The 17,889-nt window shown below is 65.7% G+C and carries 8 protein-coding genes and 1 pseudogene; 3 read left to right on the top strand and 6 right to left on the bottom strand.

Annotation, left to right across the window (positions count from 1 at the left end):
- The first annotated feature begins 326 nt into the window (after nt 1–326).
- Nucleotides 327–3,092: a helix-turn-helix transcriptional regulator gene (locus C6Y14_RS11995; protein ID WP_107016588.1), complete on the top strand. Its 2,766-nt coding sequence runs from the start codon at nt 327–329 to the stop codon at nt 3,090–3,092.
- A 64-nt stretch (nt 3,093–3,156) separates the two neighbouring features.
- Here the strand turns inward: C6Y14_RS11995 and C6Y14_RS11990 are convergent, their stop codons facing one another.
- Nucleotides 3,157–3,954: an alpha/beta hydrolase gene (locus tag C6Y14_RS11990; RefSeq protein WP_107016587.1), complete on the bottom strand. Its 798-nt coding sequence runs from the start codon at nt 3,952–3,954 to the stop codon at nt 3,157–3,159.
- Nucleotides 3,955–4,272: 318 nt separating this feature from the next.
- Here C6Y14_RS11990 and C6Y14_RS11985 point away from each other — a divergent pair, with 318 nt between their 5' ends.
- Nucleotides 4,273–4,743 carry an SsgA family sporulation/cell division regulator gene (locus C6Y14_RS11985; protein ID WP_199854713.1) on the top strand — a complete coding sequence of 157 codons (471 nt, stop codon included), beginning with the start codon at nt 4,273–4,275 and terminating at the stop codon, nt 4,741–4,743.
- Nucleotides 4,744–4,866: 123 nt separating this feature from the next.
- On the opposite strand, the pseudogene C6Y14_RS45690 reads toward C6Y14_RS11985, so the two are convergent.
- Nucleotides 4,867–5,307 (bottom strand): annotated as a pseudogene (locus tag C6Y14_RS45690) (transposase); the annotation flags it as partial.
- Between the two features lie 1,726 nt (nt 5,308–7,033).
- Nucleotides 7,034–8,551 (bottom strand): HEPN domain-containing protein, encoded by a 1,518-nt coding sequence (locus tag C6Y14_RS11965; protein WP_159074219.1) that lies wholly within the window; start codon nt 8,549–8,551, stop codon nt 7,034–7,036.
- A gap of 126 nt (nt 8,552–8,677) precedes the next feature.
- Here C6Y14_RS11965 and C6Y14_RS11960 point away from each other — a divergent pair, with 126 nt between their 5' ends.
- Nucleotides 8,678–12,070, top strand: a complete 3,393-nt coding sequence (locus C6Y14_RS11960) for an SIR2 family protein (protein ID WP_107016581.1) — start codon at nt 8,678–8,680, stop codon at nt 12,068–12,070.
- Between the two features lie 312 nt (nt 12,071–12,382).
- On the opposite strand, the gene C6Y14_RS11955 is transcribed toward C6Y14_RS11960, so the two are convergent.
- From C6Y14_RS11955 to C6Y14_RS45490, 3 genes are all read right to left on the bottom strand, one after another.
- Nucleotides 12,383–14,197, bottom strand: a complete 1,815-nt coding sequence (locus tag C6Y14_RS11955; protein WP_159074218.1) for a UvrD-helicase domain-containing protein — start codon at nt 14,195–14,197, stop codon at nt 12,383–12,385.
- Complete coding sequence (locus C6Y14_RS11950) at nt 14,194–16,356, bottom strand: ATP-dependent nuclease (RefSeq protein WP_159074217.1); 2,163 nt, start codon at nt 16,354–16,356, stop codon at nt 14,194–14,196. The genes C6Y14_RS11955 and C6Y14_RS11950 overlap by 4 nt, the downstream gene beginning before the upstream one ends.
- Before the next feature lie 322 nt (nt 16,357–16,678).
- The gene (locus C6Y14_RS45490) at nt 16,679–16,801 is read right to left on the bottom strand and encodes a hypothetical protein (RefSeq protein WP_263973066.1); all 123 of its coding nucleotides are present in this window, start codon (nt 16,799–16,801) and stop codon (nt 16,679–16,681) included.
- Nucleotides 16,802–17,889 lie beyond the last annotated feature (1,088 nt).

The following is a 17,889-nucleotide window of genomic DNA, read 5'->3' as shown; positions in this document are numbered from 1 at the left end:
ACGTATTCCAAACCTCGCATCACACGTGTGAAGATACGTCATACGTTGCCAGCCGCCGCCATCAAGCCTGCAGGCCGAAGTGGGGTCCCAGAGGTGCCGTCAGCCCCGTACAAGTTCCTCTAAGCTCATTTCCAGCCATAAGGGGTGACGGAAACCTCATTGGCACCTACTCTTCTGTTCCAATGGAACGACACGTGGACTGACAGAATACGGACGGACCCGGTGGAGCCAATGTTGCTGGCCGGATGGGCACACAAAGGTATGACGGGCCGGTGACCAGCCGGCGTCTCGCGGGCTACCAGCGGCGGACGAGGAGTTGAGAGACGATGGAGCCGAAAGACGTAACCATTGTCGGCCGCGAGAGCGAGCGGGAGGCGCTGTCAGCTTTCATCCAGGCTCCCGAAGGCCGGGCTCTCATCCTGCGGGGTGACACAGGTGTGGGCAAAAGCGCCCTGCTGAACCAAATCACCGAAATCGCGGCCCGCGCCAAGCACCACGTGATCAGAGCCGCCGGGGTCGAGGCCGAGTCGGAACTCCCGTTCGCGGGCCTGCACCAGTTCCTGTACCCGCTGCTCTCCCACATCGAACGGCTGGACGACAACCACCGGGAAGTCTTCGACGTCGTCTTCGGCAGGGGCGAAGGCACGCCCCCCTCGGTCATGACCCTGGGTATTGCGGTCCTGGACCTGCTGTCTCTCGCGGCCTCCGAGAAGCCGCTGCTGCTTGTGCTCGACGACGGGCAGTGGCTCGACGCCTCCAGCACCGACGTGTGCGGGTTCGTAGGACGACGGCTCACCGGCAGCTCGGTGAAACTCGTCATCGGCCTGCGTTCCGACATAGCCTCGAACTTCGACACGGCCGCACTGACCGAACTGCCGGTGAATACCCTCTCCCCGGCGGCTTCCGAACAGCTTCTGGACATGTGTTACCCCGGGCTCGATCCCCGCATCCGCCGCCTCGTGCTGGACGAGGCCCAGGGCAATCCGCTGGCCCTGCTGGAACTCCCTCCTTACATGCGTGGCCACCGGGCCGGACGCAAGACCGAGGAGACGTTCGGGTACACCGGTGTCCCGCTGCCCCTGCGTCTCCAGTACATGTACGGCGCCCGTATCGGAGCCCTCAACGGCGCCGTGCGCGCGGAACTGCTGCGCGGCGCGCTGGACGGCGTCGGTGCAGGCACCACGGCCGGGCGTGTACGTGGCATCCGATATCACATGACCGACGTCGAAGAAGCCGCGAGCTGCGGTCTACTGGACCTCGAACCGCTCAGCGGCGACTTCGTCTTCCGGCATCCCCTGGTCCGGTCGACGGTCGTACAGACAGCGACCCCCAACGAGCGGCGCGCAGCGCACGCAGTCCTCGCGCAGGTGCACCGCGAGGACGTGGAACGGCGGGCGGGCCATTTGGGAGCTTCGACGGTCGACCCCGACGAGCAAGTGGCCGAAGCGTTGGAAGCAGCCGCTGAGTCGGCGACCCGGCGTGGCGGAGCACTGACTGCCGTGGCCTGGTTGACGCGCGCCGCAGAGCTCAGCGAAGGTCACGAGGAGCGATCCAGACGGCTGGGCGACGCGGCGTTCATCGCCGGACATGCCGGACTGCTGGACCGAGCCCAGCAACTGGTCCGCTCCGATGTCATAGCGGGAAGGGGAGAGTCTCCGGCCGCAGTGGTCGCGTCCGCATATGTCGCATTGTACGAGGACGGCGACGTGCAGTCCTCCCGGCGCCAGGTGGTCAGGGCCGTCGAACACATACGTGACAGCCGGTTCCTGGAGTCGAACGAGGTGCTCACCCGGTTGATCAATCTACTGCTGGCGATCAACCAGTACGCAAGCGACGAGGCGTCATGGGAAGAGGCCCACGAGCTCTTGGGCTCGCTGGGCGACATGGTCCCCTCGGACTCACATATCTACCAGGACGCATGGGGCGATGTGGTGCGTCGGGGTACCGGGGTGCAGAAGCGGGTGCAACGTGCGCTGACCAGCTTGCACGAACTCGAGCCCTGGGACGTCACACGGCTGGGAGTCGCCGCCTACCACGTTGACACACTCAGCCGGTATCGGCCGCATCTCCAGCGCACGGTGGACCGCGAAGTCGAGACGGGAGCCGTTGCCACGGGCATGACGATGCTGCATCTGATCATGCTGGACCAGATTGCCGTCGGCGAGTGGGACGAAGCCGAGCAGACCGGACAGCGCTGCCTGGAACTGACCATGTCCCACCAGCACGCACTGTTCGCTCACCACACCCGCGCGTATCTGGGCCTGCTCGCCGCGCTGCGGGGCCAGGCGGAACGAGCACGCCGGCTCCAGGCGGTCGTCGACACCTGGGCACGCCCCCGTGGAGTCGGGTTCCTCACGCAGATCGCCGACGCCATCGGCACCACCGCCGCCCTCGCCGAAGGCGACTACGAAGCCGCCTACCTCCACGCCATCGGCATCACGCCCCCCGGCTCCTTCACCCCCTACGCCCACCAGGCTTCCCGCACCCTCCTCGACCTCGTCGAAGCCGCCATCCACACCGGCCGTACAGAGCAGGCCCGCGTCCACGCCCTCGCCGCCCACCAGGCAGGCCTCCCCGACGTCTCTCCCCGTCTAGCTCTCCTCACCTACGGCGCCCTCAGCATGACGAGCACCGACAGCGATGAGGCCGACGCCCACTTCGACCGCGCCGAGAACCATCCCGCCGCAGGCCACTTTCCCTTCGAGCTCGCCCGCATCCGACTCGCCCACGGCATCCGCCTCAGACACAGCCACGGGAGAAAGGCAGCACGTCACTCCCTGACGCTGGCCGCGGAGACATTCGAACGGCTCGGCGCGCCCAACTGGACCGAACGGGCCCAGGCCGAACTGAGGGCCACCGGCGCCCCGGCTGCCGGTTCCCCGGCGCACATCGCAGTGCTGACCTGGCAGGAACGCCGGATCGCGGACCTCGCCGCGGGCGGACTGACCAACAAGGAGATCGGCGAACGGATGCATTTGTCGCCGCGCACGGTCAGCTCTCACCTCTACCGGGTTTTCCCCAAACTGGGCATCGCCTCGCGAGCGGCGTTGCGCGACGCGCTCGGCAAGATCCCCGGCGACCAGAACGTATGACCCTGCCGGGCAGCTGGCGCAAACGCCCCCGAGGCGGCTGCCCTGGCAGCCAGCCACCGCACGGTCAGCTCTTCGCGGGGAGGGAACGAACGCCCTGTTCGTCCAGCCAGCCGAGTACGTAGTCCGCGACAAGCCTCCAGCCGCTGTCGATCACCAGCGAGTGGCCGCGGTCCGCGAACTGCTTCAGGTCCGTCACCGCGGTCGAGTCGCCGTACTCCTTGTAGACCTCGCGTGTGACGGAATCGGGCACCAGCCGGTCCTCCTGTCCGGAGACCAGCAACAGCGGGCCACGACCGGTATTGGCGACGTCCGCGACAGCACAGGGGCTGCGTACCGGGTCCGTGCTCCCAAGCTCGGCGAGCAGACGGCGGGGGGTCGGTATCGCGTAACGCTCGAAGAGCCGGTCGGACTCCGCCGTCGTCACGGTGTTCGCGTAGACATGATGGAACTGCTGCGGAGTCAAAGACGCCAGATGCACGGTGCTGTCACAACTACAGGGATGGGCCGGCACAGCGGGCAGCGCGACGTCGTTGATCGGGGCCGCCGAGATGGCCACCGCCGCACGGCCGACGTTGATGCTGATGAGGTGCTGCGCGATCAGTCCACCGACCGAGTGTCCGACGACCACCGGCGGCACATCGAACGAACGTATGATCGCGGCGTAGTGATCGGTCAGCGCGTCCAGACCGAGGCTGCCGAGCAGGCCGGGAGACGCGCGTACGTCCTGAGCCGTGGCGGTCTCCCCCGGCCAGCCGGGGGCGAAGGCGAGGTACCCGCGGCTGGCAAAGCGTTCAGCCCATGCTTCCCAAGAAAGCGCGTGCAGCCACGCACCGTGGATGAAGACAACGGGAGTACGGTTCACGGGGAGCTCCTCCGAGCATGGCGACCACCCGGCACCGGCACGCGGGCGACTGTTCCAGGATCGTTCAGGCACAGGTCAGGGGCGACAGTCGAATGACTTAATGTTGACGCCCACGCGCACCGGACCCGCGTGATCTCCCTCCACATTGCTGCTCGGCCAGGCTCCGTGACCCGGGTGTCGCCCAGAGCACCCCGCGTCCGTCGCGTCGCCCACCGTCACCCCGGAGATGTAGGACGGTCAAGTTACTTATGTCGGTCGGTGCCGCAGAGACGAGAGTGGACCGGGTCAGCTTCCGCCCCAGGGAAGGATCCACCCGTCATGAGCGTCAATCCACCAGGTGTACGAACCACGACGCCGTACTCGTGTCCTGAGCTGAGCCTGGACATCGAACGGGTGCTGGGCGTCTCTGCCCGCCAGGCCGTCACTGCGGAGTTCCGGTTCTCACAGCAGTCGCCCCTGACCGTATCTGTGGAGTTCGTCGTCGCCGGCGGCCCCCGGGTCCGGTGGCGTATCGGGCGGGACCTCCTCCGGCAGGGAATGTACTCGATGAGCGGCCTTGGGGACGTCCAAATGTGGCCGTCCGATCTGGAGGGGCGGTCGACGGCCCGGCTCCAGTTGAGCTCCGGCGACATGGCGGCCCTGTTCGAGCTGCCCACCGAGTCGCTGGCGCAATGGCTGGAGCGCACCTACGAACTGGTTCCCGCGGGCAAGGAGCTCGATGCGTTCGACTGGTCCTTCACCACTGCGGACCTGGTCCAAAGCCGCCCGGGGGCGGCCCGGTCAGACTGATCGGGGGAACCGGCCTCAAGGCGTTCGAGGCCGGGACAGACCGTGCCGCAAACGTGTGAAGGCATTACTCCGCTGCGCACATGTCCTTCAGAGGACGTTTCCTCTCGACATTTCATCAAGGAATATGGCTTTGCTGCGTTTGCGGCCCACGAACCTCTTGCCGAGGTCGACCCCTTGGTCGGTTGCGGGAACGTCAGTGGAAGTCTTGATGCTCTGTGCGTCGATCACCATGGCGGTCGGTTCGGGTCGGCGGCCCTCGTTCCCTTCGGCGCGGCGCCGCAGCAGGTCGTTGAGGTGCTCGAAGATCCGGCTTGCTGCCGACGGCCGAAGTGCTGGTAGACGATGTTCCAGTGCGGGCAGTCATGCGGGAGGTAGTGCCAGGGGATGTCGGCGTGGGACCACGTAGAGCACGGCGTCGAGGACGTTACGCAGGTCGCGGCGGGGTGCATGTCCGATGTTCAGGCCGTGCCGGGCCCGCTCGGTCCGCCAGCTGGTCAGCGGTGGTTCGACCAACGCCCAGCAGGCGTCCGACAGGTCGCTGGGGTAGCGACGGCTGTCGCTCACTTCTTCAAAGTGGCCCAGCAGTCGCAGTGGCGGTCAGGGCGCGGGACCGACCAACCGAGGTATTGGGAGCCAAGCGGAGTACTTTGTGGCGAAACAGGAGCATTGGGGCGCAGCAACCAGGCGCTCGCCCCGGCCTCCACCCAAGCAACAAACGCCGCACCCAATTCTGCAGACACTTACCAAAAATCACCCATCAAACTGACCAAAGGCGCCAAAAAGCCCTCCTCGGGTGATGCGCACCCATGCCGTCACGGGTACCGATGACTTTCCCAGCAGGGTAACTGCAGACCGGTGGAGCGGTACGCCTCCCGCGTTTTTCTCGGCCGACCCGTGAACCCGTCCGGGCCTCCGTTCCGTTGCCTAGGAGAAGAGCCCCTGCGGTCGGGATTCTTTGGCTGGCTCGCCCGCAGGAATGGGGTGGTCGCCCTCATATACTTCCCCCGTATGAGGTCGACCACCCCGACTGTGCACACCGAGCGGACCGGCACCTGAGTCATCGGTGCCAGGTCTCCATCGCATGGGTCCCCTGCCTGCCGACCGTCCGGCCTACGGCGCCCACCCACGCCCAGTCGTCTCTTCATCTCAAACAGTGAGAGAACCTGCGGCCTGCCTGACCGCTGTTCCGCAGGACGGCAGGCTTTATGCGGTTACTTGCGGCTTCGCGTTGCATGCACAGTCGGAGGTGAACCTTTTGCCTGACAGCAGCCGTCTAGTAGTCGGAACGACACATGAGAAGAGAGCAGAGGTTTAGCAGGATGAATATGAAGCAACGAGTGGCCTCGGTCGCAGTTTTGGCAAGCATGGTAGGCGCGGCTGTCTCGCTCAGCGTGGCACCTGCTTCGGCCACGTCGTACGAAAACATCCTTTGGAATGCCAACGCCGGCAAGGACTGCCAGAGTCAAGCGGACACCACCAACGACTGGTACAGGTATCCCCGCAACGGCAGTGGTGATTACTGGTTCTACTGCGGCGGTAGCTCCCACAGGGAGCTGTGGGTCAGGCAGCCTGTCGGCGGCTACTGGGGCTGAATCGGGACTTCGGCCACATGGGCGGGCATGTTTGACCCAACCCGGAGGTTGTCCCTTACGGGGTGGAAAGCACCCGGTGTGGAGCGGATTGCGTTCTTCAGCCGGGCCAGGACACATTCGACCTGTGTTCCGGCCCGATCGTGGCTGACCGGAGACCGCGCAGGAGACCGGCAGCTTCACTTTGGACGAGCGTCTCGCCCAGCTCCATTGGGGCGAGTGAAAAGTTGTCCACGCCCCGTTGCATCCGCGGCAAGGCCCAGCCGCTGAGCATGCACTGCGGTGACCGCGGGGTCTTGAAAGAGCAGCTCCGCTCGTTGCAACAGTCCGGTGTTGCAACGAGCGGTTGAACTCGCCCAGCACCCGTCTTTCGCGTTCATCGCGCACCTCTTGGAGGCCCGCATCACCGCCTCCATCGGCGCCGTCGACGACGCCCTGGGCAGCGCGCCCATGGAAGCTCAAATCGACCCCTCAAGGACGGAATTGATCAAACCCCGCAAGCCCCACCACAGCCTGGTCGGGACGTGGGGGGCGCCGAGGTCACCTTCCAAGTCAAGGTTCGACATGATGACCGAGCCTTTCAGGGACAGCTTCTTCGGAACAGGGACGCTCTGATCGCCCGATGTACCGGCCCGGCCCGGGGTTCGGCGCGCGGGGAGAACCACGTACTCCAGGGCAATATATGGATGTTCGCGCGCAGATCACCAGGGTGCGGGAAGAGCCGTTGTCAACCTTTTCGCGGCGTCACCCGTGGACTGCCCGCCGCGGGTGGGGGGGGCAGACGAGGCGACGCTGTGGATGGCGTCGATCCCTGTGAGAGTGTCTCGCCACGCTTCACGCAATGCCTTCCGACGGCGATCGTCGACCATGGCTGCGTCGACACCCGCATCCGCGTCCAAGGGCCACAAAGAATTCTCGTCGGCTGCGAGGCAGATCCGGGCAAGCAAGCTGCGGCGGACCAGGTCGCGCAACCGTTCTACGGCGTGCGCGATCGATTCTCCGTCAGACAGCCCGTCGGGAACGGTCGAGATCTTGCGGACCTCCTTGAGGAGAGTCTTCTCCGCCATGGCACCGCCATGGACAAGCGTGGATCGGAGTCCGTAGATCACGCCCACGTCTCTGAAGATCTGCTCTGCTGGATCAAGGTCGGTGAACAGCAGCGTCGACGCACGGATCTTCAAGCGGAGCGTGACGTCGTCTTTCTCCTTTCCGGACAACGCCGCTTCGAAGGCGGTCGCCAGATCGACGATCTGCTCGAACCAGTCGTAAGCATGGAAGGACAGCACAAACTTTTGAATCGCCATTCCAAAAGACGTGAATAGCATGCCTGTCCGCGGCTGCTCGGCAGCGGCCCGGAGCCGCCCGAGCCCATCGACACGGCCAGCATCATCCGAGCTGAGGGTGATCACACGAGCGGCCAGTTGCGTCGGAGAGGCGAACCCGGGCCCCGCGCCCCGGAAGCGGAGCACAGTGGGCTTGAACTCTCGGACCGTGTGAGTTTCCCCTCGGACTTCCAGCATCGACTCACTGGTGCCTGGCTTCAGCAGTCGTACCAGCAACATGAACCGCTCAATCCGCTGCGACAGCGGATCGGCCAGGTCGAACGGCTTCGAGCCACTGTCTCGCGCAACAACGACGCTCTCCGGCGGCGCGAACCCATAGGGCCGGTCTCGGCCGTAGGCGCTCACCGCCCCAGGGATCACCGACGAGATCATTCGCTGCAACTCTTTGTCGTGGCCGGCTGCTTCCGAGATCACCGGCTCGACTCGGACGTTGGCGAACTCGACCGGCCGGCCGTCTGCGGTGGCCAGGTGGGAAACCACCCGGCAGCACGCCACCTCGTGAGTGTCTGCGTGAACTGCCTGGATCAGGTCACGCAGTGACTGCTCGGCGACTGGCCCATCGGGAGAGAACTCCTCCTGTGCACAGGTCAGTTGAGCGATGAACGTCTCCAGGAAACTGAAGATCAATCCGCCGGGGAACGCGCGCTCGTCGAATGGCCGATCAGCATCGAACCGAGGATGAGAAGCGGTAATCGCATCTTCAAGCGCACGGTATTCGGCCAGCGGCGTCACCGAGCCCCCGAAGTAGTCACGCCCCACCCTCAGGTACGGGTGAAAGCGTGGCGGCGGAACCACCCTCTCCCTCCGCAGCCGATCCCATGACGCCGCCAGAAATGCTTGCCCTGTGTTTCGCAGTAGGTTGTCGATGTCGTTCACTCACCCAGCATGGAGGACCGCGTCGCAGAAGGCCCTGTCAGTGCCATGGTCGACAATGGAGGGCATGCGAGGACTTCCACTCAGTAGCGAACCATCCTGCTTCCCGTCGACATCCAGGTTGAGCCGATGAACACCGATGTCGCACACCGCATCGCGCGGTTGGGCAGTCGTCTGGGACTCGGCGTCGTCGCCGTCGTCGGGGCCGGACTGTCTCTCTCCGCCCGGTACCCGACCAGCGCCGGTCTCGCCGCACTGCTGTGGGACGCCGTCGACGCCGACCCTGTTGCGCGAGCAGACCTCGCTGCCGAACTCGGCACGGCAGACATGCCGACGAAACTGCTGGTCGGCGACAATGGTGGCCACTGGGACCCAGCGTGGCGCACCGTCGAAGGATCACCGGCTGCCCGGCAGCGCTTCCAGCAGGAGATGGCCAATCTCGACCGGCATCGCAGCGTACAGCCGTCCGCCGCCCACGAAGCACTCGCCGCCCTGATCCACGCCGGCGTCGTCGAGTGCGTCGTCTCGCTCAACTGGGACACCGCCCTCGAATCCGCCTACCGCCGCCAATACGGAACCGGCATTCCCGACGGCATCCTGTTCAAGCCGCACGGTGACGCAGCCGATCCGCAGCAACCCTGGATGCTCCCGCACCTGCCTGGCACCCTCGGCCCCAACCTCCGGGACCGTATCCGCAGCCTGGTCGCAGACCACCCCCGTACGCTTCTCATCGTCGGCTACTCAGAACGCGACACCGTCGTAGTGGACCAGCTCATCGCGCCGCTGGACCAGGGTTGGCGGGTCTGCCGCATGGGACCCGACGTCTCCGGCAGCGACGACATCCCCGCCGTGGCCGACACCGCACTTCCCGCCCTAGCCGACGGAACGCGCCAGCAAGAGGCCACATCGGCATGGCACACGGTCCCATTCAGCGGCAAACACGACATCAGCCACGCCTTGGCCGGTGAGCGCCTCGGTCCCTCCGACGTAGAGGCCTGTCCCCGCCTTCCCGAAGTCGCACTCCTCGTCGACGCGTTGCGCCGCGATCACGCCGTCGTACTCAACGGAGACAGCGGCTGCGGCAAATCCATCACCGCCTACCAGGCATTGAGCGACCTCCTCGAAAACGGCTACGAAGTGCTACGACTGCGCGATGACGCCCGCAAGCGGGGCCTTCGGCAGTGGATGGCAGACCTGTCCCTATACCCGCACCGCAAGGCACTCCTGGTCGACGACGCCCAGGACCTGCCCGCAGACCTGGTTCGCGAACTGGCCGAAACGGCCACCGCAGATCAGCTCGTACTGGTCGTCGGCGTGGATCACGTCGCCGGCGGCGTCACCACCTACCGCATCAACAACATCGCCGCGGTCGGAGCGCTCGCCCGCGACATGCGAGAACGCGCGGACGAAATCCTGCCCAAGGTACGCGCGCTGGACGACTTCGTCGGCAACCTGGCAGGCGACGAACTGTTGATGAACCGGATCGACGAAGCCTCCACGAAGGACTCCGCCTGGCTCTTCTTCTACACCCTCACAGGCGGCTGGCGGCGCACCGAACGGGACGCACTCGACCTGCGCGGCCATGACCGCGCCGACCTGCTCCTGCTGGCCCTCGCCATTGCTCAGATCGCCGCCGTCGATGCCGGCGTGACCACCGACAGCCTCGCCCCGTACGCCCGTCAGCTCGGCCGGGACCGCGCGTGGATCGACCGGAGCCTTGCCATCCTGCGGGACAAGCGGCTCATCACCCGGAACGACGGAGTCCTGCGCTGCGCGCACCTCAGGTCCGCATGGGCACTGATCAGGTGGATGCTGCACCCTCCGCGCTACTCCCACACACCGCCCCAACCTGTCACGATCCCGCCGATCGCGTCAGCAACCGAAACCCCAGCGCCGCCGCTCCCGCCTCCCATACGCCGGACGGAGCGGCCCCGAGCCGTGCTGCCGGACCACCATGTCGAAGCCGACCGGAAGACCGCTGCAGCGTTCTTCCGCCTTGCCCTGGACTCACCCCACACACCACTGCGTGGCGCGGCATGGCTGATCGGACGCAACCACGACAGCGAGTCACGGTGGGTACTCAACCAATACGACGTTCTGCACCGTCCGCGCATCCACGCACTGGCCGAACGTGCGCTCGCCACACCGGCCGGACCAGATGCGGCCATGGCCGCCCAGCTCCTCGAAAATCTCCTGAGCCCGTACGAAGACGACTGCCTCGACCTGATCCGCGACCATCACGGCCGGGTCGTCGAATGGGTACGTGGTGTCACCCCGGAAAACGGCTGGGCGATCGGCGACTTGATCAACGCGCTGGCAAATGACGACCGCGCTTTCACCGAGAAACTCCTGGCCGACGTCGACCCGCACGCCCTCGCTCGATTGATCCCCGACGGCGGATGGCCACATGTCTACTCCACCACCCGCGCCGTCGACCGGATCACCCAGGCAGCAGGCATGCCCCTCATCACCCGCGTCGGCCACGCCTACGACCCGGAGGCCTTCCACGCTCTCGCCGCCAACCCACCGGCGGACATCCATGCCGTCGACGAACTCCTCAGCGTCCTGGCCTACACACAGCGTGACCTCGGACTCGAAGTCTTCAACCAGCTGACACCCCACCTGGCTACCGCGATCTCCCGCAACCCTCCGGCCGAGTCCCAGAAGATGTTCCGTACCTGGGCGTTTCTCCTGGGGTTCGCCCCTCACTTTCTGCGGGGCCGGCACGTGCCCGACCCGGCAGCCCGCCGACTCGCCAAGAAGTTCGTGCGCACACTCAATGCCGATCGGTTCGCCAGAACGCTGTCGCACCCTGCTGCAGGCCTCACCTGGGAGAACTTCTGTGGCTTCGTCGAGGCCATGAAAGAAATTGACCCGACCAGCGCAAAAACGATCGTCAGCCGTATAGACGTGGCCGAACTCGCGGTGGAGTTCGAGCGGAGCCTGCCGACACCATCACGATGCCACCTGTACGCGGTCGAGGTCCTCCGTGAACACCGGCCGGACGAGGCGCAGGAACTCCTCGAACGGTTCGAGGCACGCTACGCTGCCATCGACGTCCTCCTCGCATACATGGCGCCCGAGATGACAATCCGGCTGTTGCGGCGCGGGCTTCCTCTTGACCTCAGGCTTCGTAGCCACGACTGGGAGATCGCAGCCACTGTGGTGGACAGCATCGCCGCGCACGATCCGCAGATTGCGTCCGAACTCGCCGAGGCCAATCGCCCCGGCTTCATCGCCGGGCTCTCCTCGAAGTCCACGGATCCGTTCGAAGACCTCTCGGCGTGGATACGCGCCAGCGACAGGCACGCTCCCGGTCTCGTGGACGAAGTGCTGCGCCAGCTTCCCCCGGACGCTGTCACGGCCTGGGCCTCCGAGCTCAGAAAGAAGGACCGCAAACGCGAGATCGCCCCCCTCGTGCATCGTGCTGCGGCGTCTGACGGGCCGGCCGCAGCCGAAGCGCGCGAACTCATCCGGCGTTTCCCCAGCCTGCAACGCCAGAGGAAGGAACCCTCACCCTGACGGTACGCCGGTGGCGTCCCTTGAAGGACACCGTTGGCGAATTCGATGCTAGTCGGGTCAGATGTGGGTGAAGCGTGCGGTCTTGGTGGGGGCGAGCGGTGTTTCGGTGAGCCATGCGTCGGTGCGGATGACCAAGGCCTGCGAGGCGATCCGGTGATTGACCGGCGCTCCGACCTTCGCCCACCTCCTCCGTGATCTTGGGCGGCCGGAGCTGCCCGAGGTCGTCATGAGGCGATCGCATCCAGGCGACCAACAATCCAGGGCATCCCTTGCCGAGGTTAGCCCGGGGATCCGTCCGGCCTGCCTCGTTTCTCATTCGCCACGCACCACCGTGTCCCCGTCGAACCGCAGCGACGTGATCCGCGACTCGCCGACCCACTTCCGGAGGGTGTCCAGTGCAGCGGGCTCAAGTTTCGTGGTGAAGAGGATGGCCAGGTGCTCTCTGGCCCGTGAGCATGCCACGTAGAACAGGTTGCGTGCCCTGATAAACGCCTCCAGTTCCTTGTCCATCAGTTCGTCACGCCGCGAGAAGTTAGCCAGCATCTCGGGGATCTGGAAGCGGGAGTGTCCCTTGCTGACCACGGCGAGGACTCGGTTGAACTCCAGTCCCTTGACTCCGTGTTGTGTGGCGAAGGGCGTGCCGCCGCCGAGGTGCTCGTTCAACGCCAGCAACTCCGCGTACGGCACCTGTCGCAGTTGTTGGTACTCCTTCGACCGCGATGCCGCCCTGGCTTCAGCCTTGTCGTTGCTCACAGCCTGCGGGTCGGCGCCGGATGGTGACACGGCCTTCCGGTGACGCTCGCGCACCTTCCCCAGGCCGTCAAAGAGCTGCTGCTCAAGACAGAGGTCGAGGACATCGCCGACCGTGCCCGTCTTGCGGGCCTCCCCCAGTTCCGTCAGAAACGCCATCCATTCCTGCTTGTCAGTTGATGAGTTGATGGGTGGGCGGCCACGGGGGTCGAGTGCGTCGAACATCGCGCCGTAGCGCTTGTTCCGGTGGTGGAGAAGGGCCGGTTCCAGCGTGTCCATGAAGAAGGCCATGGCGTGGTCTTCCTTCCTTACATAGGAATCGTTGCGCCGAAAGGCCCCGTGGAGCTTCTGATATCCCAGTTCGCCAGCGATCGTCTCGTGCGTGAGCATGAGGATCTTCGTACTGGGCTCCTCCGCCCGCGCCTGGGCATCGTCACGGGATGCCCCGGTGCTCCACAACCGATCGCGGACGTCGTCCAGTACCCATTTCCGGGCCGCGTGGGCCGCGTCCCAGCCGAGCTGACCCTTCCGGTGGTGGGTGAGCCTCGCCCCGGCCCATTCGTTGGTGTGATAGACGGCGACGGTGCCCTCGCCAGCTCCTAGCGCTGTGGTCTGTGTCAGTTCGGGACGCATCGTGTTCAGGAGGTTCACGACGGCGCGCTGCGAGCGCCGATTGCGCCGTCTGAAGACCGGTGTCGGTCGGGCGTCCTCGAGTGCCCCGCACGCGTTGTCGTAGATCTGCTGCCAGTGGTCCCCGAAGAAGCCGCAGAGGGGGCCGCGTGCGGTGGCCTCATCGCCCGGCGTGCCCAGCATGGCCTCCGCCAGTCCGGCGGGGGTGTCCTGGTATTCGTCCACGAAGACGATCGGGAACCGGTCGGCAGCCAGGGCCCGGAACTTGGGAAGGGTGAAAAGCGCCCTCGCGAGGACGGGCAGATCGTTGTGGCCCAGCTGCACGTGACGGCTGTCGTGGTCCACTTTCTGAAAACCTGTGCTGTACTCGACGGTGTAGCCGTCCAGTGAGGTGTGGCCCTCCATCTTCGGCTGCATGAGGTCCAGCTCGACGATGTGGCGCAGCAGGTGCTTGCGGAAAGGGGAGAGCAGCTGCCACAGGAAACCGTGGATGGTTTCGGCGAACACGTACGGGCTGCGGTCGGTGCGGCTGATGATCTCGTCGCGGGCCACATTGGTGTAGGTGACGCAGGCGATGCGCTGGTGGGACCGTGGGAGGTAACGGGGGCGGTCGGCCAGGATGCTCTGGAGCGCCTCGATCAGTGAGCTGGTCTTGCCCGCACCGGCACCGGCCTCCACCTTGAAGTGACGGCCCGCCTGGAGAGCCGTCAGGATCGTGCGCGTGACATCTTCCGCCTCGGTCGTCACTGAACGTCCGCCTTCGTCGCTGTCCCGTCCTGTGCCAGGAGCCACTCGAGGCCGCGCCTGATGTACTTCGGGACCTGCCAGTCGTGGTCTCCGAGGACGTGGTCGAGGGCGAAGTCGACCTTGCTGCGCTTGGTCTCCACGCTGCTACGTGCCTGTTGTTCCAGTTCCTCGGCGGTGGAGGCGCCCGTGGGGATACCGAACAGAGCCCGGTTGGCCAGCGCGAAGGCATCCTCGAAGGTGCGGCCGCACGGACCGCCGGGCTCCTCCGGCACCTGGTAGGCGAGGCACATGCTGCCGCCGGCGATCGGCGGGTCCGTCTCGGCCCGTTGCAGCAGCTCAGCCACCGTGATGTCGGCCATCTCGGGGGACCACGCTCTGATGGACTGGTTGGACGTACGTCCGGATTCGGACACCAGGCATTTGCGGTTCTTGGGCTTCCTGTTGTCGACGGGATCAAGATCCGTGATGATCAGGGCCGGGATCCCGAGGGCCTTGAGAAGCGGATAGAACCTGTGGGCATGCGCCCCGCCGACCTCCATCAAGGTCACGTACTGGTGCTGGGGCATCTGGCCGGGCTTCTCCGCCGCGAGCTTCTCCTCCGCAGCCGGGACGAAGATACGCTCGCTGGCGCCCTCGACGAGGATGGCCTTGTCCGCGAAGTAGAGGTCGGCCCGCGTGAGGCTCAGGTACTTGCGGAGGAACCTCTCGTCGCCGGTCACCTGGGACAGGTCCTTGATGACAGTGCGGGCCGGCCCCGGCTCGCTTCCGCTCTCCACGGTGTCCTCCTCCTTGCGGAAGTACCGGATGTCGGAGAAGTGTCCCCGGTTGGCCACGTGTGCCGAGTGGGTGGTCACCACGAACTGAGCGTTCCACCGGGGGCTGCTGTCGGTTGCGGGGCTATTCTCCTCGACCGCTCCCTGTTGCCCGGGCATCGTCGCTCTCATCTGCGAGTCGATCTGGGGGAACAGATTGACGGAGTGCGTGAGTCGCTGGATGAACGCCTCCTGCATCTGCGGGTGCAGATGGGCTTCCGGTTCCTCCAGGAAGACGAGATGGATCCCCGACTCCGGAGAGGTCGCCGTGTGGTCGCGGTAGCAGGTGAAGAGCCTGAGCAAAATCATCACCAGGTTCCGCGTACCGAGGCCGCTATACGACTCCGGGAACCGAACACCGGCCACTCCCGGATAGTGAATGCGTGCGAAGTTCCTGAGCAGCCTCTTGGAGTCCAGCCTGGCGGCCGTGACGAACTCCTGGTTGCCCAGACCCGGATAGCCGAATGCCTTCAACGTCGGCGCCACCCGTTCACGGACCTTCTGGAGGCTGCTGTCGAGACTGCCGGAGGTGCCTACGAGTGTCTCGTCGATGGTCGCGGCGAGCTCCTCCAGCCACGTCGCGTTCTGGCTCTTCTCCGCCGCGGTCAGCAATTGCTCGAAGACCGCTCCGATTGGTGCGGCATGCCCGTCGCTCTCGTCGTCCAGCCCTCGCTGCGCTTCGACGAAGTCCACCCTCACCAGGGTGCGCACGTCGGCGAGGTCGACCGGCCGGACGTTCGCCTCATCGGTCGGATCCACTGCCATCACCGACATCTCGAAGTGCTTCGGGATGCCTCTGCCCAGCTGCTCAAGCGTGGCCGTGGCATCCAGCCCCACCGGCACGCCCCCGAAGAACTCCTTCAAGGCGCCGTCCCCCAACGCGAAGGCGAACCTGATCACGACCTCGGAGCAGTCGGGGTCGAGGTCGACCACGAAGGGGGCCAGGGGTCCGTACTGGCCGCAGTCCTTGTCGTAGGAGATATGGAGGGTGAGGGTGACTGCCGGAACCGTGTCGCGCGCCTGCTCCGCCTCACCCGAGGCAAAGAGGCGATGAGCGGCAAGGAACTCCTCGTAGCAGTCGGCGGAGAAGTCCTCAATGCGCAGCGCAGCCTTCTTCCTCGCCACGAAGAATTCGAACAGTTTCGCCAGCGAGGTCTTTCCCGTGTTGTTGCGGCCGACGCACAATGTCACCTTGTCCGTGAAGGAAAGCTCGGTTCTGCGGAGCAGCCGGAAGTTGCGGATGACCGCCTTGGTGAGCCAAGGCGGCACCGGGACTACGGTCCCGTATGGTTCGGCGGAGCCGTGTCGCGGGCCTGGGATGACACGCGGATCACTGGGCTGGGTCATCGCGACTCCTCGCTGCGCTCGTACACACCCTGGGACATCCGGCGGGAACACACAGCAATGGAAGCCACAAGCCCCATGAGGTGCCGTCATCCCCTCAGGATCTGAGGCCGTATCTTGTCACCATAATTCTCTAAATGCACAGCGGTCACACTTGATTCACCTTCGGTCGCCTATCGATCTGAATTCACTCCCGAATGTTCGGGATACGGCACCCATGCAGCCACCACGTCATAGGCCAGGTGAGGAATGGCCATGTAGAAGGCGCAAGGCGTGACCGGTGCTCAGCGAAGGCGTTGTGCCAGGAGCAGTGAAAGGGGCCGCATCAGGTCCGATGCCAGCCCATGTCCAGTCCCGTCGATTCCTTGAGGACCTGGTTCAGCGCTTCGACCTGTCCGACGTCGCCGAAGAGGCTGCGGGGAAGGCGGTCGTGAGGGAGAGGGCCCATGCCATGCATGATGTCGTCGTACGCCGACGCCACGGCGGCACCTACCAGTAGGTGCGTCGCCGCACCGAGGCCCACATGCTCCGACGGGCCACGCCTGTCCAGCACTGTCCCGGTCCACCCCTCTCTGTGAGCCTTGCGTGAGACGTTCCGCTTCGCTGGGTACCACGAAGAGGACAGCCCTGAAGGTCCGGGCAAGGAAGTCGCCGCGAGAAAGCCCGCCCCAATCTCCTGACGTGAACGAAGCCGTTGTCAGTGCCGCGTGCGATCCTCACCCCGGAAGCGGGCACTTCAGAAGGAGGCCGGGTGGCGACGGGACGTCCGCGGAAGGATCCACGCGATCCGGTGCTGATCATGCGGGATGCCGGGCTCGAACCGCTGGAGCCCTATCCAGGAAGTGATAAGCCCTGGCGCTGCCGCCATGAAGCGTGCGGGAGAGAAGTGTCACCGCGGCTGGGCAACATTGCCGCAGGCCGGCAGGGTGGCTGCCGGTACTGCTCAGGCACGGCTCCGATTCCTCCGGAGGAGGCGGTGGAGTTGATGCGCTCGGCCGGCCTGGAACCGCTAGAGCCATATCCCGGGGCGACAGCCCCTTGGCGCTGCCGGCACGTGGCGTGCGGTCGGGAGGTCAAGCCGCGCTACTCGCACATCAAACGCGGAGGGGGACCGTGCCGATGGTGCGCGCCGAACGCGCCGCTCGATCCGGACCAAGCCGCCGCGCTCATGAGGTCGGCGGGTCTGGAACCGTTGGCCCCCTATCCCGGAACCGACGTCCCCTGGCGATGCCGCTGCACAACATGCGGCACGATCGGGACACCTACTCATGGGTCGGTCAAGGGCGGACAAGGAGGTTGCGGCCCGTGCGGGCGCAAGAACGCCGGGCAGGGCATCAGCCGGGCATGGTCGCGTCGCCGCGAACTGCCCCGCACGGACGGCGGCCAAGCCGCAGTCAAGGCGAAGGATTTTGACCTGGAGCCGCTGGAGTCATACCCGGGACCGAGCGGCCTGTGGCGTTGCCGCCACCTCGCGTGCGGCCGAGACGTCCAGATCAGGTTGAGCAACCTCAGGCGTAGCCTTCGGGCTTGCCCGTA

Origin of the sequence: Streptomyces dioscori (genome assembly GCF_003024195.1) — a bacterium.
In the GTDB taxonomy this organism is placed as follows: domain Bacteria; phylum Actinomycetota; class Actinomycetes; order Streptomycetales; family Streptomycetaceae; genus Streptomyces; species Streptomyces dioscori.
Note: the sequence above shows the minus strand (reverse complement) of the source record. Positions and strands in the feature narration are given on the sequence as shown.

What these genes read in the sequence shown, in the direction of transcription:
- C6Y14_RS11995 (WP_107016588.1), top strand. Translation starts at nt 327, where the DNA reads ATGGAGCCGAAAGACGTAACCATTGTCGGCCGCGAGAGCGAGCGGGAG.
- C6Y14_RS11985 (WP_199854713.1), top strand. Translation starts at nt 4,273, where the DNA reads ATGAGCGTCAATCCACCAGGTGTACGAACCACGACGCCGTACTCGTGT.
- C6Y14_RS11960 (WP_107016581.1), top strand. Translation starts at nt 8,678, where the DNA reads ATGAACACCGATGTCGCACACCGCATCGCGCGGTTGGGCAGTCGTCTG.
- C6Y14_RS11950 (WP_159074217.1), bottom strand. Translation starts at nt 16,356, where the DNA reads ATGACCCAGCCCAGTGATCCGCGTGTCATCCCAGGCCCGCGACACGGC.
- C6Y14_RS45490 (WP_263973066.1), bottom strand. Translation starts at nt 16,801, where the DNA reads ATGGGCCCTCTCCCTCACGACCGCCTTCCCCGCAGCCTCTTCGGCGAC.